The sequence below is a fragment of the Sphingomonas sp. FG14 genome, assembly GCF_057809675.1.
Genome location: NZ_JBMDKK010000003.1, coordinates 48,796 through 68,507, shown reverse-complemented (window position 1 = coordinate 68,507; position 19,712 = coordinate 48,796). Strand labels below are relative to the sequence as shown.

General features: G+C 65.5%; 22 protein-coding genes. 4 read left to right on the top strand and 18 right to left on the bottom strand.

Annotation, left to right across the window (positions count from 1 at the left end):
• Nucleotides 1–2: 2 nt before the first annotated feature.
• The 5 genes from ACODTA_RS12630 to ACODTA_RS12610 form a co-directional block, all read right to left on the bottom strand.
• Nucleotides 3–1,277 (bottom strand): Xaa-Pro dipeptidase, encoded by a 1,275-nt coding sequence (locus ACODTA_RS12630; protein ID WP_489066266.1) that lies wholly within the window; start codon nucleotides 1,275–1,277, stop codon nucleotides 3–5.
• A gap of 65 nt (nucleotides 1,278–1,342) precedes the next feature.
• A complete protein-coding gene (locus ACODTA_RS12625; protein WP_489066265.1) occupies nucleotides 1,343–1,774 on the bottom strand; it encodes an MAPEG family protein in 432 nt (143 codons plus the stop codon).
• A complete protein-coding gene (gene lpdA / locus ACODTA_RS12620) occupies nucleotides 1,771–3,171 on the bottom strand; it encodes a dihydrolipoyl dehydrogenase (RefSeq protein WP_489066264.1) in 1,401 nt (466 codons plus the stop codon). Before lpdA ends, ACODTA_RS12625 begins: the two co-directional genes overlap by 4 nt.
• Before the next feature lie 52 nt (nucleotides 3,172–3,223).
• Nucleotides 3,224–3,436: a hypothetical protein gene (locus ACODTA_RS12615; protein ID WP_222993293.1), complete on the bottom strand. Its 213-nt coding sequence runs from the start codon at nucleotides 3,434–3,436 to the stop codon at nucleotides 3,224–3,226.
• 1 nt (nucleotide 3,437) lies between these two features.
• Nucleotides 3,438–4,736: a pyruvate dehydrogenase complex dihydrolipoamide acetyltransferase gene (locus ACODTA_RS12610; RefSeq protein WP_489066263.1), complete on the bottom strand. Its 1,299-nt coding sequence runs from the start codon at nucleotides 4,734–4,736 to the stop codon at nucleotides 3,438–3,440.
• Nucleotides 4,737–4,874: 138 nt separating this feature from the next.
• Between ACODTA_RS12610 and ACODTA_RS12605 the strand changes: the two genes are divergently transcribed.
• Nucleotides 4,875–5,330, top strand: coding sequence for a universal stress protein (locus tag ACODTA_RS12605; RefSeq protein ID WP_489066262.1), 456 nt, complete (start codon nucleotides 4,875–4,877; stop codon nucleotides 5,328–5,330).
• A gap of 64 nt (nucleotides 5,331–5,394) precedes the next feature.
• On the opposite strand, the gene ACODTA_RS12600 is transcribed toward ACODTA_RS12605, so the two are convergent.
• The 7 genes from ACODTA_RS12600 to ACODTA_RS12570 all read right to left on the bottom strand — a co-directional run bounded on the left by ACODTA_RS12600 (nucleotide 5,395) and on the right by ACODTA_RS12570 (nucleotide 10,609).
• A complete protein-coding gene (locus ACODTA_RS12600) occupies nucleotides 5,395–6,516 on the bottom strand; it encodes a glycine zipper 2TM domain-containing protein (RefSeq protein ID WP_489066261.1) in 1,122 nt (373 codons plus the stop codon).
• Nucleotides 6,517–6,641: 125 nt separating this feature from the next.
• Entirely contained in the window at nucleotides 6,642–7,136 is a 495-nt protein-coding gene (locus ACODTA_RS12595; protein WP_489066751.1) for a GAF domain-containing protein, read from the bottom strand.
• 28 nt (nucleotides 7,137–7,164) lie between these two features.
• Complete coding sequence (arfB, locus tag ACODTA_RS12590) at nucleotides 7,165–7,581, bottom strand: alternative ribosome rescue aminoacyl-tRNA hydrolase ArfB (protein WP_489066260.1); 417 nt, start codon at nucleotides 7,579–7,581, stop codon at nucleotides 7,165–7,167.
• A complete protein-coding gene (locus ACODTA_RS12585) occupies nucleotides 7,568–8,224 on the bottom strand; it encodes an RluA family pseudouridine synthase (RefSeq protein ID WP_489066259.1) in 657 nt (218 codons plus the stop codon). Before ACODTA_RS12585 ends, arfB begins: the two co-directional genes overlap by 14 nt.
• Before the next feature lie 101 nt (nucleotides 8,225–8,325).
• Complete coding sequence (locus tag ACODTA_RS12580; RefSeq protein ID WP_489066258.1) at nucleotides 8,326–9,066, bottom strand: hypothetical protein; 741 nt, start codon at nucleotides 9,064–9,066, stop codon at nucleotides 8,326–8,328.
• A gap of 150 nt (nucleotides 9,067–9,216) precedes the next feature.
• On the bottom strand, nucleotides 9,217–9,816 hold the full coding sequence (wrbA, locus tag ACODTA_RS12575; protein WP_489066257.1) for an NAD(P)H:quinone oxidoreductase: 600 nt from the start codon (nucleotides 9,814–9,816) through the stop codon (nucleotides 9,217–9,219).
• An 85-nt stretch (nucleotides 9,817–9,901) separates the two neighbouring features.
• A complete protein-coding gene (locus ACODTA_RS12570) occupies nucleotides 9,902–10,609 on the bottom strand; it encodes a pirin family protein (protein WP_489066256.1) in 708 nt (235 codons plus the stop codon).
• 92 nt (nucleotides 10,610–10,701) lie between these two features.
• Between ACODTA_RS12570 and ACODTA_RS12565 the strand changes: the two genes are divergently transcribed.
• The gene (locus ACODTA_RS12565; RefSeq protein WP_489066255.1) at nucleotides 10,702–11,610 is read left to right on the top strand and encodes a LysR family transcriptional regulator; all 909 of its coding nucleotides are present in this window, start codon (nucleotides 10,702–10,704) and stop codon (nucleotides 11,608–11,610) included.
• Between the two features lie 189 nt (nucleotides 11,611–11,799).
• Nucleotides 11,800–12,513 carry a response regulator transcription factor CtrA gene (ctrA, locus tag ACODTA_RS12560; RefSeq protein WP_222993312.1) on the top strand — a complete coding sequence of 238 codons (714 nt, stop codon included), beginning with the start codon at nucleotides 11,800–11,802 and terminating at the stop codon, nucleotides 12,511–12,513.
• Nucleotides 12,514–12,586: 73 nt separating this feature from the next.
• On the opposite strand, the gene ACODTA_RS12555 is transcribed toward ctrA, so the two are convergent.
• From ACODTA_RS12555 to ACODTA_RS12540, 4 genes are read right to left on the bottom strand one after another with little or no spacing between them, the layout of a single operon-like run.
• Entirely contained in the window at nucleotides 12,587–12,766 is a 180-nt protein-coding gene (locus ACODTA_RS12555) for a hypothetical protein (RefSeq protein ID WP_489066254.1), read from the bottom strand.
• Nucleotides 12,766–13,875 (bottom strand): tRNA 2-thiouridine(34) synthase MnmA, encoded by a 1,110-nt coding sequence (mnmA, locus tag ACODTA_RS12550; protein WP_489066749.1) that lies wholly within the window; start codon nucleotides 13,873–13,875, stop codon nucleotides 12,766–12,768. Before mnmA ends, ACODTA_RS12555 begins: the two co-directional genes overlap by 1 nt.
• Nucleotides 13,876–13,905: 30 nt before the next feature.
• Nucleotides 13,906–14,379, bottom strand: a complete 474-nt coding sequence (locus ACODTA_RS12545) for a DUF2721 domain-containing protein (RefSeq protein ID WP_222993317.1) — start codon at nucleotides 14,377–14,379, stop codon at nucleotides 13,906–13,908.
• A 43-nt stretch (nucleotides 14,380–14,422) separates the two neighbouring features.
• Nucleotides 14,423–15,157, bottom strand: a complete 735-nt coding sequence (locus ACODTA_RS12540) for a Crp/Fnr family transcriptional regulator (protein ID WP_489066253.1) — start codon at nucleotides 15,155–15,157, stop codon at nucleotides 14,423–14,425.
• A 278-nt stretch (nucleotides 15,158–15,435) separates the two neighbouring features.
• On the opposite strand from ACODTA_RS12540, the gene murA reads away from it, so the two are divergent.
• Complete coding sequence (murA, locus tag ACODTA_RS12535; RefSeq protein WP_489066252.1) at nucleotides 15,436–16,719, top strand: UDP-N-acetylglucosamine 1-carboxyvinyltransferase; 1,284 nt, start codon at nucleotides 15,436–15,438, stop codon at nucleotides 16,717–16,719.
• A 9-nt stretch (nucleotides 16,720–16,728) separates the two neighbouring features.
• On the opposite strand, the gene ACODTA_RS12530 is transcribed toward murA, so the two are convergent.
• Both ACODTA_RS12530 and ACODTA_RS12525 read right to left on the bottom strand, forming a co-directional pair.
• Nucleotides 16,729–18,342 carry a hypothetical protein gene (locus ACODTA_RS12530; RefSeq protein WP_489066251.1) on the bottom strand — a complete coding sequence of 538 codons (1,614 nt, stop codon included), beginning with the start codon at nucleotides 18,340–18,342 and terminating at the stop codon, nucleotides 16,729–16,731.
• 81 nt (nucleotides 18,343–18,423) lie between these two features.
• Nucleotides 18,424–19,695, bottom strand: a complete 1,272-nt coding sequence (locus tag ACODTA_RS12525; RefSeq protein WP_489066250.1) for a DUF445 domain-containing protein — start codon at nucleotides 19,693–19,695, stop codon at nucleotides 18,424–18,426.
• Between the last annotated feature and the right edge of the window lie 17 nt (nucleotides 19,696–19,712).

The window sequence follows — 19,712 nt, the reverse complement described above, 5'->3', positions numbered from 1 at the left end:
GTTCAATCCGCCTTCACCACCTCGCCGCCCTTGATCACGACGTCGACATGTTCGAGCGCGCGGACGTCGGCGAGCGGATCGGCGGACACGGCGATGATGTCGCCATAGCGGCCGACCGCGATCGCGCCGACATCGCGTTCGCGCCCCAGCGCCTGCGCGCCGCTTCGCGTCGCCGCCTGGATCGCCTCCATCGGCGTCATGCCGTACTGGACCATATATTTGAACTGACCGGCGGCGGTCTCATGCGGCATCACGCCTGCATCGGTGCCGAACAGCATCTTCACTCCGGCGGCATGCGCCTTGCGGAAATTGTCGCGCTGGATCTGCGCGATCTCGCGATCCTTGCGCAGATTATCCTCGAGCACGCCGTTCTTCGCGCCTTCCGACTGGGTATAGTCGGTGTTGAAGATATCCATGGTCAGCCATGTGCCCGCCTTTTTCGCGAGCGCAATGCCCTCGTCGTCGATCAGGCTGGCATGTTCGATCGTATCGATGCCCGCGCGGATCGCGGCCTTGATGCCCGACGCACCATGCGCGTGCGCCGCCACCTTCATGCCCGCCATATGCGCCTCATCCGCAATCGCCTCCAGTTCGGCGGCGGTCAGTTGCTGCTGGCCGGGTTCGTCGCCGCGTGAGAAGACACCACCCGTCGCGCAGATCTTGATGACCTCGGCGCCATATTTCTTCTGTTCGCGCACTTTCTGGCGGAAACCGTCAGCGCTGTCGGCCACGCCTTCACCCACACGCTTGAATGAAGGCGGCAGGAAGGTCTCGTCGCAATGGCCTCCGGTCGCGCCCAGCGCATGGCCGGCCGGCACGATCCGTGGCCCCTCGATCCAGCCTTCCTCGATCGCTTCCTTCAGCCCGACATCGGTATAGTTGTTGGCGCCGACATTGCGCACGGTGGTGAAGCCGGCGCCGAGCATCCCCCTGGCATTGGCGGTCGCCTGGATCGCCCAGAAGCTGTCGGTGAACTCCAGGCCGTTATAACCGCTATATTTGGGGTGCCCCTCCAGATGGACATGCATGTCGATCAGCCCAGGCAAAATGGTCTTGCCGGGCAGATCGATCCGTTTCGCATCGCCCGGCACCGCCACCGATCCGGCGCTGCCCACCGCCACGATGCGGCCATTCGCGATCACCACCACCGGCTTGTCGATCGTCTTGCCCGCCAGCACATCCACCATGCGATCGGCGGTGACGACCACCGTCTCGGCGGCGGCGGGTGCGGCGGCAAGCGCGGCGGCGAGCATCGCCGCGAACGAAACGGTTTTCATCACATCAAGGCCCCTTGTTGATCGCGCTCTTGGTGGCACCCTGTGGCACGCGCGGCAAGCGGTGCTCAGACCGCGGCGACCATATCGACGAAGAAGCCGATCCACATCGCGGAGAGCGTCGCGCAGGATGCAAGATAGACCATGAAGCGCGGCTGCACCTTTTTCGGCCCGATATGGATGAAGCTGTGGATGGCGCGCAGCGCCACATAGATCCAGGCGAGCGCGACCTGCGCATGGCCCGCCTGATGGGTGAACAGCAGCAGAGGCACCAGCGCAAGATACAGCACCGGCATCTCGAACAGGTTGCGCAGATTATTGGCCGGCATCTCCACCGGCGCGAAATAGCGCATCGCCGCGTCGCCGGTCGCGAAATCCTCGCGGCGCGGCGGGTTGCGGCGGATATGCGCCATGCGCTGGACAAAAAGAACGAACCAGACCGCGAAGACGAGCGCAACCAATGCAAAGGTCGGCCACAGGATCGCGGTCGGTACCGTCATATGTGCAGGGCTTTTCCGTAAGCGCCCAGTACGCTTTCGTGCATCATCTCCGACAAGGTCGGATGCGCGAAGGTGGTGGCCATCAGTTCCGCCTCGGTGGTTTCGAGCTCGCGGGCGATGACATAGCCCTGGATCAGCTCGGTCACTTCGGCACCGACCATATGCGCGCCCAGCAATTCGCCGGTGGCTTCGTCGAACACGGTCTTCACGAAACCATCGACCTCGCCCAGCGCGATCGCCTTGCCGTTGCCGATCGCCGGGAATTTGCCGACCTTGACCTTGTAGCCCGCTTCCTTGGCCTTGGCTTCGGTCAGGCCGACGCTCGCGACCTGCGGGCGCGAATAGGTGCAGCCCGGGATATTGCCGGTCTCCATCGGATGGACGCCCTTCACCCCAGCCATCGCCTCGACGCAGACCACCGCCTCGTGCATCGCCTTGTGTGCCAGCCAGGGCGCGCCGGTGACGTCGCCGATCGCCCAGATGCCGTCGACATTGGTGCGGCCATAGCCATCGGTTTCGATATGGCGGTTCTGGCGCTGCTTCACGCCCGCCGCTTCCAGCCCGATATCCTCGACATTGGGGACGATACCGATCGCGACGATCGCATGGCTGTATTCGCCGCTCTCGATCTTGCCGTCGGCCGCCTTGATCTCCGCCTTCACGCCCTTGGCGCCGGCTTCCAGCTTCTGCACGCCGGTGGCGGTGTGGATCTTCATGCCTTGCTTGGTCAGCGCCTTGTGGACGAACGCGCTCACCTCCTCGTCCTCGACGGGCAGGATCCGGTCGAGCATCTCGACCACGGTCACCTCCGCGCCCATGTCCGAATAGAAGCTGGCGAATTCGATACCGATCGCGCCCGATCCGATGACGAGCAGCTTGGTCGGCATCTCTTCCGGCACCAGTGCGTGGCGATAGGTCCAGACGCGCTTGCCGTCGGCCTTGGCGAAGGGCAATTCGCGCGCACGCGCGCCGGTCGCCACGATGATGTTCTTCGCCTGAAGCTCGACGGTCTTGTCGCCCTGGGTCACGATCAGCTTGCCCTTGCCGGCCAGCTTGCCCGTGCCTTCATGCACCGCGATCTTGTGCTTCTTCATCAGCCCCTTGACGCCGCTGTTGAGCTGATCGGCGACCTTGCGGCTGCGCTGGACAATCTTCGTCAGGTCGTATCCGGGCTTCTCGACCGTCAGGCCATAGGCCTCGGCATGGGTCATGTAATGATAGATCTCGGATGTCCGGAGCAGAGCCTTGGTCGGGATGCAGCCCCAGTTGAGGCAAATGCCGCCCAGCCGCTCGCGCTCGACGATCGCGGTCTTCAAGCCCAATTGCGCGGCGCGGATCGCCGCCACATAGCCGCCAGGCCCCGAACCGAGAACGATAAGGTCGTAGGTATCAGCCAAGGATAGCTCCTGCTCTTTGCAATAATGGTATCCGGTGCGCCGCAGGACGCGGCTATTTGTTTCTACTGACCTGCAGCAGGATGAAGCTGAGCAGGGTCACCAGCACGAAGACCGGCCACGACCAGCGCAGCCAGATTCCGGCGATATTGAACGCGGTGGAGCTGTGATAGATGAACTCCGCGACATTCACGTCCACATCGCGCAGGATGGTCGGCACGCCGAGTGCCGCGAGCGCCCCGAAAATCGCGGAGCGCGTCATCGCCATGTCAGGCCACCATTCCCAGCGGCTTTTCGACAAGCTGCTTGAACGCGGCCATCAGTTCCGCGCCGATCGCGCCGTCGATGGCGCGATGGTCGAAGCTGCCCGTGGCGCTCATCACCGTGGCGATGGCGAGCGCATCGTCGACGACATAGGGACGCTTCTCGCCCGCGCCCACCGCCATGATCATGCCCTGGGGGGGGTTCACCACCGCATCGAACTGCTTGATGCCGTACATGCCGAGGTTGGAGATCGAGGCGGTGCCGCCCTGATATTCCTGCGGCTGCAATTTGCCGTCACGCGCGCGCGCGGCCAGATCCTTGGCCTCCACCGCGATCTTCGAGACCGCCTTGCCGCCCGCATCGGTGATGATCGGGGTGATGAGACCGCCGGGGATCGCCACCGCCATCGAAATGTCGGCGCGCTTGTACTTGATCAGCGTATCGCCGGCGAAGCTGACATTGGCGTCGGGCACTTGCTCCAGCGCGACACCCAGCGCCTTGATCAGCAGATCGTTGACCGACAGCTTGATGCCACGGCTCTCGAGCCCCGCATTGAGCTCGGTCCGCAGCTTGAGCAGCGCATCGAGATTGCAATCCATCGTCAGATAGAAATGCGGCACGGTCGTCTTGGATTCAACCATGCGCCGCGCGATCGTCTTGCGCATCATCGAAAGCTTGATGCTTTCCGATGGAATGTTCGAGTCGGGCTGAACGGCCGGTGCGGCCTGCACGGCGGCGGGCGCCGCTTCGGATGCGGCAGACGCTTCGGCAGTTGGGGCCGGCGGCGCCGCACCCGGCGCGGCGGCGTCCAGATCGGCCTTTACGACACGCCCACCAGGGCCGGAGCCCCGCACCGATGTGAGATCGACACCCTTTTGTTCGGCAAGGCGGCGCGCCAGCGGGCTGGCCTTCACGCGATCAACCTCATCCGCCTTCGGCGACGGCGCGGCAACAGGTGCGGGTGCTTCGGCCTTGGGTTCAGGCGTCGCGGCCTTGGGCGCTTCCGCCGGCTTTTCTGGCGCGGCCTTTGCGGCGGGCGCCGGGGTTGCCGCGACATCCTCGTCTTCGCCGGCGATCAGCGCGATCACCGCGCCCACCTTCACGCCTTCGCTGCCTTCGGGCACCAGGATCTTCGCGATCGTGCCTTCATCGACCGCTTCGAACTCCATCGTCGCCTTGTCGGTTTCGATTTCGGCCAGCAGGTCTCCGGAGGACACGCTGTCCCCTTCCTTGACCATCCATTTGGCAAGCGTGCCTTCCTCCATGGTCGGCGACAGGGCAGGCATCTTGAGCTCGATGGGCATGTAGGGACCAAACCTCGCGTTGATTCCGTGGATCGTCGCCTCCTCTCCACCCGATTGCCTGTTCGGGTCAAGGCCGCAGGCTTGCGGCGACCGCAATATTCGCGCACGCTCGTCGCGTTTGGGGGAGGAGAACAGCCGGTGCGGACCTATCTGGTCGTTATCGACGAGACCGAGGAAGCCGGCATCGCGCTGCGCTTCGCGGCGCGCCGGGCCGCGAAAACGGGCGGCGCGATCGAAATCCTGGCGCTCATCCCGCCACCGGAATTCGTGCAATGGGGCGGCGTGCAGGCGACGATCGAGGAAGAAGCGCGGCTCCGCGCCGAGGCGCTCGTCGCGGGCGCGGCCGGCACATTGGTCGACGAATCGGGCGTCCGACCTTCAATCACGGTCAAACAGGGCGATCCGATCACGGTCGTCCGCAAGATGCTGGAAGAAAATCCGCATGTCGCGGCCTTGGTGCTCGGCGCGGCCGCGACAGGCGGTCCGGGGCCATTGGTCGCACACTTCACCGGCGCCGGGGCCGGGGCCCTGCCCTGCCCGGTGATGATCATACCCGGCTCGCTCGACCGCGACGCGATCGACCGACTGAGCTGATCCGGATGCGAAGAACCCGGAGCCGTTGCCGGCCCCGGGCTCTCCATCCCCGCTCGGATTCCTGTTACTTACACGCGCATTTCGGCCTGGGCTTCCACACCCGCTTGGCCTTTGCCCGCCACGCCTTACGCGGCGCCGCGACTTCCTCGATATAGGTGGTCGTGGTCGTCGTCGTGGTCATCATCGCCGGCTGGACGACGACCGTGGTCACGCCTGGGCCATAATAGGTGTAGACCTGCGGCGCCGGGCCGGCATGCGGCCCCGAATGATGGACGATCGGCGGCGCCCCGTGATGAGCCATCGGCGGCGGGCCGCGATCGTCCGGCGCCGGATAGCTCGCCCCCGGCGGGCCTTCATAGCTGCCGGTCCAAGTGCCTTCGTAGCGGTCGGGCGTCTTCCAGCTCCCGTTCCAGCCGCCCGAATAGCTGCCGTCGGTCACGCGATCATCGACATAGCCGTAATCATAGCCGGGCGTACCGTCGGCATAGGGATAGGGAACGGCGGGACCACCCGGTCCGCCGCGACGGCCCTTGTCCTCCGCCTTGTCGATGGCGAGCCCCGCAAGCGCGCCGACGCCCGCGCCGATCAACGTCCCTTCGGTACGATTGCCACGACCCGCGATCCGGTTGCCCGCGATCGCGCCGACCGCGCCGCCGATCAGCGCACCACCGACACCGTCGTCGCGGCGTTCGTAACCGCGTCCGTCGTCGTCGCGGTCATCGTCATAATAACCACCGTCACGATCCCAATCCACGCCGCTGCGGCTGTCATAGACATAGCCGCGTCCGTCGATCAGCACCGCATCGTCATAATAGCGCGACCAGCCGAGGCCGTAGGCAGGCTGCGGCAATCCATACCCACCCCAATTGCCGATATAAAAGCTGGGGGCGACCCAGTAGCGCGGCACATAGTAGCCGCGCATCGGGCGACGATACGCCGCCCAGCCGCCAGGCGCACGCCAGCCACCGATCCAGCGGCCATTCTGGCGAGGCCCCCAGCGATGCATGGGAGGACGAACCTGAGGGGGACGCATCTGGGGAGGGCGCATCTGCGGGGGACGGGCATGCATCATCCGTGGAGCGCCGGTCATCATCGGGCGGGCGCCGCGCGAGTCGCCGCGTGCCTCGGCCGCGCCGGGCAGCAGCGCGATCACGGCGGCAAGGCCCATAAAAGCTAGTGTTTTCATCGTCATCGCCTCCCTGGGTCACAGCGGACGCTCCGCCCATGAAACGGGCAGTCGTTAACGATTTTTTAACACTCGGGATGCGGCTATGCCACCACCTTAACCATCTTCATATGTCCCGTTGCGGGTCAGCCGATCGAGGAAATCCGGGCGGCGAGCAGAGCTGCCAGCGCTTCGCAGCCGGCCGCATCCGCCTCATCGAACCGCCCCGGCAGCGGGCTGTCGAGATCGAGCACGCCCAGCAGGCCCCCGTCGCGAACGATCGGCACGACCAGTTCGGACGCGCTCGCCGCGTCGCAGGCGATATGGCCGGGAAAGGCGTGGACATCGGCCACAAGCTGGGTCTCGCGTGTCGCGGCGGCGGCTCCGCAGACACCCGCGCCGATCGCGATGCGGATGCAAGCGGCCTTGCCCTGGAAGGGGCCGAGCACAAGCGTGTCGCCGATCAGCCGATAGAAACCCGCCCAGTTGAGGTCAGGCAGATATTCCCAGATCACCGCCGCGGCATTGGCCATGTTCGCGATCGGGTCGGGCTCATCGGCGGTGATCGCATCGATCGCGGACAGCAGGTCGCGATAAAGCTCGGCCTTGGCGCCGCCGCGATCGATATCGAACTGGTACATGATCTGGTCCTTCATCGCTCGGGCGGGCCTAATCCACCGAAACCCTGCCCCGCCCCTTCTTGACCTGGGAACGCGCCGATTTGGATTCCATCCGCCGCGCCTTGGCCGCCCTGCTGGGTTTGGTCTTGATCCGCTTCGCCTGGCGCTCATACGCCCTGGCGACCAGTTCCGCCGCCCGCTCGCGCGCATCCGAGCGATTGGCGTCCTGCGTGCGGAAGCGTCGCGCGGTGATCAGCAACTCGCCTTCGGCGGTGAGCCGGCTGCCGGCAAGTATCTTCAGTTGCGCCCAGGCATAGGGCGGTAATCCCAGCCGAAATGCATTGATGCGAAGCTGGACGGCGGTCGCAACCTTGTTGACGTTCTGCCCTCCCGGGCCGGTCGCCGCGAGGAATTTCTCCTCGACGATGGCGTCGTCCGGGATCGGTGGAAATTCAGTCTTCGCCATAGGCGAAGCCGGCCTTCACGAACCGTTCGGGCACCGGCGCCGTCGCTTCGGCGGGCGGCTTGCCGTCGCGCGGCACCGAAAGTCGGTGCGCATGGAGCAGCATCGGCGTGCCGCCCTTCCCATAGACGGGGTCGCCCACGATCGCGAAGCCCAGCCCATGCAGCGCATGGGCGCGGATCTGGTGCGTCCGCCCGGTCTGCGGTGCAAAACCGATCAGCGCCCGTCCACCGGCCACCGCAAGCCGCGTCCAGCGCGTCATTGCCTGCTTGCCCCGGTCGCTCACCGTCATGCGCCACCCCTGCTCGCGCGAACTGATCTTGGCGAGCGGCAGATCGATGACCCCGGCCTCTGCGTCCGGCACGCCCTCAACCACCGCGATATAACGCTTCTCCACCGTGCCGGCCTCGAACGCGGCAGCGAAGCGCTTATGCGCCTTGGGATTGCGCGCGAGGAGCAGGCAACCGCTGGTGTCGCGATCGAGCCGGTGAACGGGCAATGGCCAGCGCTGGAAACCGAAGGTCAGCGAGGCGAGATGATTCTCGACGCTGATCGATCCGTCGCGCGGGGTATCGACCGGCAGGCCGGCGGGCTTGTCGACGATGATCGCCTCGCCGTCGATGAAGAGCACTTGGTCGGCCAGCATGGCTACAGCCTAAGCACCGGTTACGCGGAAGTTACAACTTGTTTGAGAAAGCGCGAAAGCGCTTTCTGGAGCTGGTACCAGCCCGCTTTCTCAAACAGGCCTCAGCACTGCGGGATTTCGTCCGCCCCCTTGCCGGGCGCGAAGGTCGCGCCCGTGCGGGTGTAGGGAATATCGCGCGTCACCGTGCCCTTGTAATGCACGGTGAAGCTTTGCCCGCGCTGCCCTTCGGCGATCGTGCCTGCCACTTCGCGCGGCTTGGTCTCATCGACGATCGCGCCGGCATCGCTGTAGCTGAGCGGAATCCGCTCCGCGATCGCCTTGGGCCCATCGGTGGTGAGTTCGGTAAGCCGCGCGACCGAGCAGCTATAGCCCTGCCAGGTGCCGCCGCCTTCGGATTCGATGACCGGCGCGGTCGTCAGGTCGGTGCGCATCTTCCATTCGGGCGCGCCGCCGAAGCTGGTGCCCGGAATCGCGTCGTTCCAGCCCTTGACCAGTTGGAAGCCATCATCCGTGCGGTTGAGATAATGGATCGCCAGCCAGCCCGAACAGGCATGGCAATCGGGTCCGGTGCCTTCCGAAAGCAGCACCCAGGCCTTGTCGAGCCGATACAGCGCGGTGGGCGAATATGTGTAGCTGTCGTCACCCACCTTCTGTTGCGGCGTCTCGAACGCGGCGGAAAAGGCGAGTTTGAGCGCGGCAGGATCGCTCGACTTTTCCGCGAGCGGCGCCAGATTGGCGCTGGTCAGGTTGGCGGTTCCGCCATTGTCCTGTGCGGGCGGCGTATCCTTGCACGCCGCGATCCCGAGCAGGACCGGAACGAGAACCAGGGCGGAGCGACGCATGCGGGGCCTTTCGTTACGCGAAACCGCCGCCAGCAATGGCCCCGCGCCATTGCCTCCGTCAACCGTCGGCAGCGGCATTTGATCGACGTTTCGGGCCGGTCAGCCTGAAGCGGTTCCGGCCTGGACGGGCCGAAACCGCTTCATCGCCATTCAGCCGTGCAGCTTGGCCGCCGTCTCGGCGATCTTCCGGCCCTGATAGCGCGCGCCTTCCAGCTCGACGTCGCTGGGCTGGCGGCTGCCGTCGCCGCCAGCGATCGTGGTCGCGCCATAAGGCGCACCACCGACGACGTCGTCATGGCCCATCTGACCGGCATGGCCATAATCGAGCCCCACGATCACCATGCCGAAGTGCAGCAGATTGGTGATGATCGAGAACAACGTGGTCTCCTGCCCGCCATGCTGGGTCGCGCTGGAGGTGAAGGCACCGCCGACCTTGCCGTTGAGCGCGCCGCGTGCCCACAGACCACCGGCCTGATCGAGAAACGCCGCCATCTGGCTCGACATGCGGCCGAAGCGCGTGCCGGTGCCGATGATCACCGCATCATAATCGGCAAGCTCGGCGACGGTTGCGATGGGCGCCGCCTGATCGAGCTTGAAATGATTGTTGCGGGCGATCTCCTCAGGAACAGTTTCCGGAACACGCTTCACGTCCACCGTCGCGCCTGCGGACCGCGCGCCTTCGGCGACGGCGTTCGCCATCGTCTCGATATGCCCATAGGACGAATAATAAAGAACCAGAACCTTTGCCATTATCGTGCTCCTGTCAGGAAATTGAGAGGAAGAAAGGGGCCGCCCGCGTCCAGGGGGGAGGATGACGCGGGCGGCGGTCGACACGTTATTCGGCGTCGACCAGGACGATCTCGCTGTCTTCCAGCGCAGTGATGGTTACGGTGCGGCCACCGGTGAGCGCCGCGCCATCGCGGGCGTTGACCTCTTCACCGTCCATCTCGATCCTGCCGATGGCGGGGACGAGATAGGCGTGCCGCCCGGCGCCGACCTGATGCTCCAGGCTCTCACCGGCCTTGAGCGTCGCGCCGAGCACCCGGGCATCGGCCCGGATCGGCAGGGCGCCCTCACTCGCCAGATCGCTTTCGAAACCGCTGGCGAGCGTCACGAACCGGCCGGAACGATCGTCCTTCGGGAACGGCTTCGCGCCCCAGCTCGGCTGGCCGCCCAACCTTTTGGGCTGGATCCAGATCTGGAAGATCCGGGTCGTCTCGGGCTCGAGATTATATTCGGCATGGCGCACGCCGGTGCCAGCGCTCATCACCTGAACGTCGCCGGCGCCGGTGCGGCCCTGATTTCCCATGCTGTCCTGATGCGTGATCGCACCCTGGCGGACATAGGTGACGATTTCCATGTCGCGATGGGGATGCGGTGGGAAACCGCTATTCGGGGCGATCTCGTCGTCGTTCCAGACGCGGATCGCGCCCCAGCCCATCCGGGCGGGATCATGATAGTCCGCGAAGGAGAAATGATGACGCGCATTCAGCCAGCCGTGATCGGCATGGCCGAGCGTGTCGAAGGGGCGTTTGTCGATCATCTCTTCAAACCTCGCTTGAGGGGTTGCTTGAAGACGAGATAGCGCGCAGGATCAGATCATAAATAGAAACCTTTGAAACGGATCGTTTCCACATGCGGCTACCGGATTTCGAAGCCTGGGCCATGTTCGCCGCCGTCGTCGAACATCGGTCCTTCACCGCCGCCGCCGATGCGCTCGGCGTTTCAAAAGCGACCGTGTCCAAGGCGGTGACGCGGCTCGAAACCAGCCTGGGCACTGCGCTGTTCCATCGCACCTCGCGCCGCCTGTCGCTGACCGAAAGCGGCAAGCCGCTCGCCGAACATGCCCGCCGCATCCTCCTCGAAGCCGAAGCCGCCGAGGAAGCCGCGCGCGACGGCGCAACCGCGCTGAGCGGCGCGATCCGCCTCGCCGCGCCCATGACCTTCGGCCTGATGCACGTCGCCCCGGCCATCGCCGATTTCCTCGCCGAGCATCCCGGCATTTCGATCGACCTGCATTTCAGCGATGAGAAGATCGACATCATCGAAATGGGGTTCGACATGGCGCTGCGGATCGCGGCCTTGCCCGACAGTTCGATGCGCGCGCGCCGGCTGGGTGACGTACACGCCCATGTCGTGGCCGCGCCCGCCTATCTCGAACGCCGAGGCACGCCGACACATCCCGCGCAACTCGCCGAGCATGAATGCCTGATCTACACCAATCTCGCGACCCCCGATGTCTGGCGGTTCCGCAACGCCGCGCGCGAGGAAGCGATCGTCCGGCTCAAGGGCCCCATCCGAACCAATAGCGGCGAAGCGATGGTTCCGGCGCTCTGCGCCGGGCTGGGCATCGCGGTGTTGCCCGGCTTCATCGTCGATCGGCATATCGCCGAAGGCAGGCTCGTCACGATCCTGCAAGAGTGGACACGGCAGGATCCCGTCGGCCTGCACCTGCTGAGCCCGCCGGGAAGCCATCGCCCCGCGCGCGTCGAGCGGCTGATCGATTTCCTGTCGCAGCGCTTCCGAAAATTGTGTGCGTCCTGAGCGCACCGCTCCGAATCACTAACATGTCCTGCGCGAATCTCTCCAGAACTGGTTACCGGACTCGCCGCGACTCGCGGATTTCCTTGGCTTAATCTGAAATTAACCTTTTGCGTTCAGAGGTCCTTTGGTTAATGGATATGTCTGGAAGCGCGGCCCGAGCGGTCCCGCAGCCACACAGGGGGTTGTCACATGCGGGTGCTGCTGATCGAGGACGAGCCGACGACGGCCAAGGCCATCGAGCTCATGCTCACGACCGAAGGGTTCAACGTCTACACGACCGACCTTGGCGAGGAGGGCTTGGACCTCGGCAAGCTGTACGATTACGATATCATCCTGCTCGATCTCAACCTGCCGGACATGCACGGCTATGACGTGCTCAAGAAGCTGCGCGTCGCCAAGGTGCAGACGCCGGTGCTGATCCTGTCAGGCATCAACGAGATGGATTCCAAGGTGCGCAGCTTCGGCTTCGGCGCCGACGATTACGTGACCAAGCCTTTCCATCGCGAAGAGCTGATCGCACGTATCCATGCCGTAGTCCGCCGTTCCAAGGGACATAGCCAGTCGGTGATCCGCACCGGCAAGCTCGCCGTCAATCTGGACGCCAAGACCGTCGAGGTCGATGGCTCGCGCGTCCATCTGACCGGCAAGGAATATGCGATGCTGGAGCTGCTCTCGCTCCGCAAGGGCACCACCTTGACCAAGGAAATGTTCCTAAACCACCTTTATGGCGGCATGGACGAGCCCGAACTCAAGATCATCGACGTCTTCATCTGCAAGCTGCGCAAGAAGCTGAGCCTGGCGTGCAGCGGAGACAATTATATCGAGACCGTCTGGGGACGCGGCTATGTGCTGCGCGATCCCGACGATGTCGAAGGCCGTCTTGCGGACGCACAGGTCGCCTGACGTTCATTCCCTGGTGCAAAGGAGCCGGCGGAGCGATCCGCCGGCTTTTTTGTGCGCGATCAGCCTGCCTCGGTCAGTCGATCCATTCCACCCCGCCAGGCCAGATCATATCCTCGACCCAGTCGCCGAGTTCGACCAGCCCGCTCAGGATGAGCACCGCGACCGCGATGTCGAGCAACAGGATCAGCGCATAGAGCGCCCATTGTGGACGCGGATTGCGGACCGCCCCGCGCCAGCGCGGATCGTCGCGCATCAGGCCGCCACCGCCAGCATCGCCGGCTCCGTCTCCGCGATCCAGCCGCCGCCGAGCACCCGATCCCCCTCGTAGAGCACCGCCGCCTGCCCCGGTGCCACGCCATATTCGGGGGCGTCGAAGATCAGCCTGCCGTCATCCAGCCGCGCCGGGACCGGCTTCGCCAGCGAGCGCACCTTGGCGGTGAGCGGACCGTCACGGTCTCCGCCCAGCCAGTTGATATCGGTCAGTCTCGCCGCCGCGACCGCCAATGCCTCGCGCGGGCCGACGACGACGCGGCGCGTCTCGGGCTCCAGCCGCACCACATAGAGGGGCTGTGCCTGCCCGCCGATCTCCAGCCCGCGCCGCTGGCCGACGGTGAAATGGATGAAGCCGCGATGGCGGCCTAGGACGCGACCGGCAAGATCGACGATCTCACCCGAGGTATCGGCCTCCGGCCGCACCTTGCGCACGATCGCGGCATAATCGCCGTCGGGCACGAAGCAGATATCCTGGCTGTCGGGTTTCAGCGCCACCGCCAGACCCAGCTCCGCCGCGACCTCGCGCACCTGGGGCTTGGGCAGGCCGCCCAAGGGAAAGCGCAGATAGTCGAGCTGCGCGCGCGTCGTCGCGAACAGGAAATAGCTCTGGTCACGCGCAGGATCGGCGGCGCGGTGCAATTCGGCGCCGTCCACGCCGACGACGCGGCGGACATAATGGCCGGTCGCCAGGCAATCGGCGCCGAGTTCCTTGGCCAGCCGGAACAGATCGGTGAACTTCACCCCCATATTGCACTTCACGCAGGGGATCGGCGTGCGCCCGGCCATATATTCGTCGGCGAAATCCTCGATCACCGACTGGCGGAACGCGCTTTCGTGATCGAAGACATAATGCGCTATGCCCAGCCGATCGGCGACCGCGCGCGCATCGCGTATGTCCTGCCCCGCACAGCAGCTTCCGGTTCGCCCCACCGCCGCGCCATGATCGTAGAGCTGGAGGGTGATGCCGATCGTCTCCGCACCACTGCGCGCCGCGAGCGCGGCCACCACCGAACTGTCGACGCCACCGGACATGGCGACGACGATACGGCGCTTCGAAAGCGGCGCTTCAAGCTGGAAATCGGGGATCATGATGCTGCGCGCCATAGCGCAGCCGCGCGTTCAAGGCAAAGATCGGCGTCCCTTGCGCTCCAGCAGTTCCTCGCGGATGCGGATGCTGCGCAGCGCCAGCCGCACCTCCAGCAGGAACAGGCCGAGCGCGAGGATCAACAGCGCCATCGCCAGGACGAACACGATCGCGACCGCATTGCCGATCTCCAGATGCGTCAGTTCCGCGATGAACAACAGCGCGACAAGCAGGCAGACCGCGATCGCGCTCATCACGATCACCGAAATGGAGGCGTTGATCACGGAGATGCGGCGATCGAGCAGCCGCAATTCCCAGACATGGCGATCATGTTCGGGGCCAACGCTCTTGGGATGCAGTTGCTCCAGCATGCGCGCGCGATCGACCACCCGGCCCAGCCGACCGGCCATCACGTTCAGGATCGCACCGATGCCCGCGAGCAGGAAGACCGGCGCGACCGAAAGCTGGATGGTCTGCGCGATCGTGCTGACGGCGTTCGATGTGAGCATGGAACGATCAATCGCGCGCTCCACAAGCGCCGGTCAAGCCCATTCAGCGCGGCTTGGGAAGCCACCGCAGATCGAGTTCGGCGTAGCGGTTCACATAATTGGCGGTGTGCGCGAGCGCGGCCTCGTTCAGGATGCGGACATGGCCGTCGCGGCGGGCGATCAGCCGCTCCTCGCTGAGCGCGCGCATCATGCGGTTGACGTGAACGGCGGTGAGGCCGGTGGCGTCGCCGATTTCCTCCTGCGTCAGCTTGAGCGGGATGGTGTCGACGATCTGCGTGTTGAGGAACCGCAGCCGCACCAGCACATCGACCAGCAGCGCCGCCACGCGCGCCTTGGCGGACGTGCGGCCGAGCGATGCGAGCCGGTCGGTCAGCGAAACGCGTTCGGCCTGGGCGACGATGTGGAACAGCGCGGCCAGGCGGGGATGCTCCTCGAAGATGACGCGCAACGCGCTCTTGTCGAACGGGCAGATCGTCGCTTCGCTGAGCGTGACCAGGGTTTCCGGCGCCTCGGCAAAGGCGGTGCTCGACATGCCGATCATGTCGCCCGGAAAATGGAGCCGCAGGATCTGCCGGCTGCCATCGTCGAGGATGACATAGCTCATCACCCAGCCATGGCGGATCACATAGATGTCGTCGGTGGCGTCGTTCTCGCGCACGATGGTCGTGCCACGCGCCAGTTCGCGCTGATGGTCCTCCAGCGACGCGAGCGCGTGCGCCTCCCGTTCCGTCAGCGGCAGATACCGCTCCAGCCTTTCCGCGAAGCAGCTTCGCGTCATCAGGACCCGACGACTTCCCGCACGAAATACCCCCTCCGACCTGGACAGTCCCTGGCCGAGACCGGCCCCGGGCGCGCGGCGCGGCCCCGCCATGACGCGGGCCCGGTTCACGCTTTCGACGAACGCGGGCAGCGTGGCCCCCGTCCATGGATCGGCTCTAGCGGATGGATTCGCCTGCGCGCCTTAACACCGATCAATGCCCGCCCAATTTTATTGATAAGGCGCAATGACTTGTGACCCGTTTGCGTGAGCCGGGGACGAGCGGCTAAGGAGGCGGAATGGACAGCATCATCATCCGGGGCGGCAAGACGCTCCAAGGCCGCCTTCCCATCTCCGGCGCAAAGAACGCGGCGCTCACGCTGCTGCCCTGCGCATTGCTCACGGATGAGCCGCTGACGCTCAGGAATCTGCCGCGTCTGGCCGATGTCGACAGCTTCGGGCATCTGCTCAATCAGCTTGGCGCCTCGACCATGGTGGAAGGCGCGCGGCCCGAGGATTTCGGCCGGGTGATGACGCTGCGCGCCGGCAAGGTCACCTCCACTGTCGCTCCCTATGACATCGTCCGCAAGATGCGCGCCTCGATCCTGGTGCTTGGCCCGCTGCTCGCGCGCGAAGGCGAAGCCACCGTGTCGCTGCCCGGCGGCTGCGCGATCGGCAACCGCCCGATCGACCTGCACCTGAAGGCGCTGGAAGCGATGGGCGCGGATATCGAGCTGGCGGCCGGCTATGTGAAGGCGAGCGCACCCGCCGGCCGGCTGCCCGGCGGCGACTTCACCTTCCCTGTCGTCTCGGTGGGCGCCACCGAAAATGCGGTGATGGCGGCCGTGCTCGCCAAGGGCGGAACACGGCTGCACAATGTCGCGCGCGAGCCCGAGATCGTCGATCTGTGCCGCTGCCTCGTCGCGATGGGCGCCCGGATCGAGGGCATCGGCAGCGAGACGCTGACGATCGAGGGCGTGGATCGGCTCCACGGCGCAACCTATCAGGTCATGCCCGATCGCATCGAGGCGGGCAGCTATGCCTGCGCGGCGGCGATCACCGGCGGCAACGTCGAACTGGCGGGCGCTCGCGCTGAGGACATGGGCGCGACGATCGCGGCGCTGCGTCAGGCCGGCGTGACCGTCGAGGAGGTTCGCGACGGGCTTCAGGTCTCGGCGAGCGGCAAACTGCAGCCGCTCACCCTCTCCACCGCACCCTTTCCCGGTTTCGCGACCGACATGCAGGCCCAGTTCATGGCGATGGTGCTGCTGGCGAACGGCGCCAGCGTCTTCACCGAGACGATCTTCGAAAATCGCTACATGCACGTGCCCGAACTGGCGCGGATGGGCGCCGATATCGAAGTGCGCGGCCGCACCGCGGTGGTCCGCGGCGTCGCGGGGCTCAAGGGCGCGCCCGTGATGGCGACCGACCTCCGCGCCTCGATGAGCCTGATCATCGCCGGGCTCGCCGCCGAGGGAGAAACCCAGGTGAACCGTATCTATCACCTGGACCGCGGCTATGAGCGCCTAGAAGAGAAGCTCCAGGCCGTCGGCGCGGATATCGAGCGGGTCAGCGCGGGATAAAGCGATGCATCAGCGCTTGCCGTTGGCCGCGCGCTCCCGGATTGCCTTGCGCGCAGCCACTTCCTCGGGCGTCGGTATCACCGTCCTGAGCTCGGCGATCACGGCATCGGCATCGAGATAAAGATCGGATGTGATGCCCGGATCACCGGGCTTGCCGAAGCGAACCCAGCCGATAGCGGGGTTCTGCGGCCTCATCATCATGAAGAAGCCGGGAAAACCGCGCGCCTTGGCCGTCACCGCAGAATGCAGCACCATCGCATCGACCTGCGTCAGCGGCCCGGCCTGTCCCACATAAATGGGATAGGCATTGAGCGTCTTGTTCAACGTCTTGCCGACCATGCGGGACTTATCGCCGTTCCAGACCGCCTTGGACTGGCTTTCATACGCGGTGGCCGAAGCATAAGGCAGGATGCGCGCCCAGAGCCGCTTGTTGTTCTTGTCCGCTTCGAGCAGGGCGGCCAACGACTGGTCGCGCCGCTCGGTCCACATCTGATCGGGCGATTTCGCGAGCGCCCCGAACAACTCGTCCGGTTGCGCACCCGCACGCAACATGGCGTTCACCGCCGTCACCTGTCCGAAGCTCGGCGACAGCCACTGCGAGCGCGCCGCGAAATTGCGGCGCGCGGGCGCCAGCTTGCCATCATGGACAAGCCGGACCACATCATAAAGATCGAGCAGTTCGACGATCGCCGGTGCGTTGCTCTCGGGTTTGCCGCTCGCGGCCCGGCTCGCAAGGTCGGCGCGCGCCTGCTTGGCACGCTCCTCCGCGCCGGGCCAGTCGCCCGCCAATGCGTGGGTCAGCGCAGCCGACGCCTTTGGAAACAGGCCACGGTTCTCCTGGTCGAAGCTGTTCGACAGCAGATCGACGGAATCGCGCAGACGCGCGGCTTCCTCGAAGCGCCCCTCCTCTTCCATATGCGCGGCGGCAGCGGACAGCGCGTTCGGCGAGATCCGGGCCAGCGCCTTGAATCGGGTCAGCCCCATCGGATCGAGCGGCCGAGCGAATGCGCGGAAATCATCGGCACCCACCAGCGCGTAATAGCTGTAGGGGTGGCTTGCGACACGACGCAGCGAAACCGCGCGGGCTCGCGCGACATCGCCGTCGCGCAACAGCGCTTCGGCCTCGATCATATCGAACGATACTCCCATCGAACGGTCGAAATAGGGATCTTCGGCAAGCTTCGCGGCTGCCGCTTCCTCACGCGCGCGCGCGACGTCGGCGAGCGCGCCCTTGTAGTCCTTCGCTTCGATCCGGTGTAGCGCCCGCCCCAGGATCAGCGGCAGGCGACGGATCGTCTTGCCCTCCGCCTTCTCTCCGTCGATGAGTCCGGTGCACGCGGCGACGCCAGCCTCGCCGAACTTGCGCTTGGACGGATCAGGCGATTCGACGGGCGGCGCGAACAACGCCAGCAGCGTAACGGCGCCGACGAAGCGCGCCACGCTTTCTCCCGCCGACATATTGTTGGGATTGCCGTCGCACTGAAGATAGAGCGACCCCGCCTTGGGGTCGACGGCCTCGACCGGGACGGGCGGTGATGCGACCACGTCCTGTGCCAATGCCACAGTCGCCGATGCGCAGCACAGCAGCGCAGCCAATCCGCGCCGCACGAACTTGAACGTCATGATTCCCCCCTGAAACGCCCCGGATCATGGCGTTAGCGCAAGCATCGCCTCATCGGAAGCGTCGAAGGTCTGAAACGCCGATCAGAACCAGACGTTGAGCGCGTGGATGGTCAGGCCGACCAGGCCGCCGACGATCGTGCCGTTGACGCGGATATATTGCAGATCGCGGCCAACCGCGTTTTCCAGCCGTCCGGTGACGGTATGCGCATCCCAGCCGCGCACCGTATCCGAAACCAGCCGGACGATGCCGTCGCCATAGCTGGCGGTGGCGCCTACCGCCGCACGGCGCGCGAAACGGTTGATCGTGGTGCGCAGCCGTGCGTCATGCTGCAATGTCTGGCCGAGCTGGCGCAACATCTCTCCGAACTTGCCGGCAAGCACCGCATCGGGATCGCGCGCCGCCTTGAGCAGGCTGCCGCGCGCCTGTTCCCATAGTCCGTCGAGCCAGCGCTGAAGCGCGGGGTTGTCGAGGATCACGCCCTTCCACTGCGCGACCTTCGCCTTCATCGCCTTGTCATGCTGCATGTCGAAGGCGAGGTTCGCGAATGCCTCGTTCACCTTGGCGCGCAGTGGATGATCGGGATCGTCCGCCATGTCGAACAGCAGCTTGTGCAGGCCCTTGATGATGGCATTGGCGATATCTTCGTCCAGCCCGGTCCAGCGCAGCAGCGTATTGGCGCGTTCGTGCACCATCGCACGGATCAAATCCTCGTTGGCGGCAAGCGTCTGGCCTGCCCAGTCGATGATGCTTTTCTGAAGCGGCAGGTGCCGCCCTTCCTTCATCGCGGCTTCCAGCGCCTGGCCCAGGATTGGCGAGACGTCTAGCGCGCGCAGGCGCTGCCCGATCGCGGACTTGACCATGCCGCCCAGCCGTTCCTGGTCGAGCGCGTCGAGGATCGTCGCGAACAGGCGCGAAGCGCCCTGCCGCAGCCGCCCCTCCCCCGTCACGTCCGGATTGTCGAGGAAACGCCCGATCGCGGCGGCGACATCAACCTTGTACATGCGGCGCGCGACCACCGTCGGCGTCAGGAAATTGTCCTTCAGGAACAGCGCCAGCGTGTCGCCGATGCGATCCTTGTTGCGCGGGATGATCGCGGTATGCGGGATCGGCAGGCCCAGCGGATGGCGGAACAGCGCGGTGACCGCGAACCAGTCCGCCAGCCCGCCGACCATCGCAGCCTCCGCGAAGGCACGAACGAACCCCAGCGCCGGATGACGATCCTCGAAAGCGCGCGCGGCCAGATAGACGCAGGCCATGACGACGAGCAGTCCGGTCGCGACGACGCGCATGCCAGCGGCACCGCTCTGGACGGGGCTGAGCCGCGAGATGCCCGTGCGTGCGAACACATTCATAATGTTAGAATGATCCG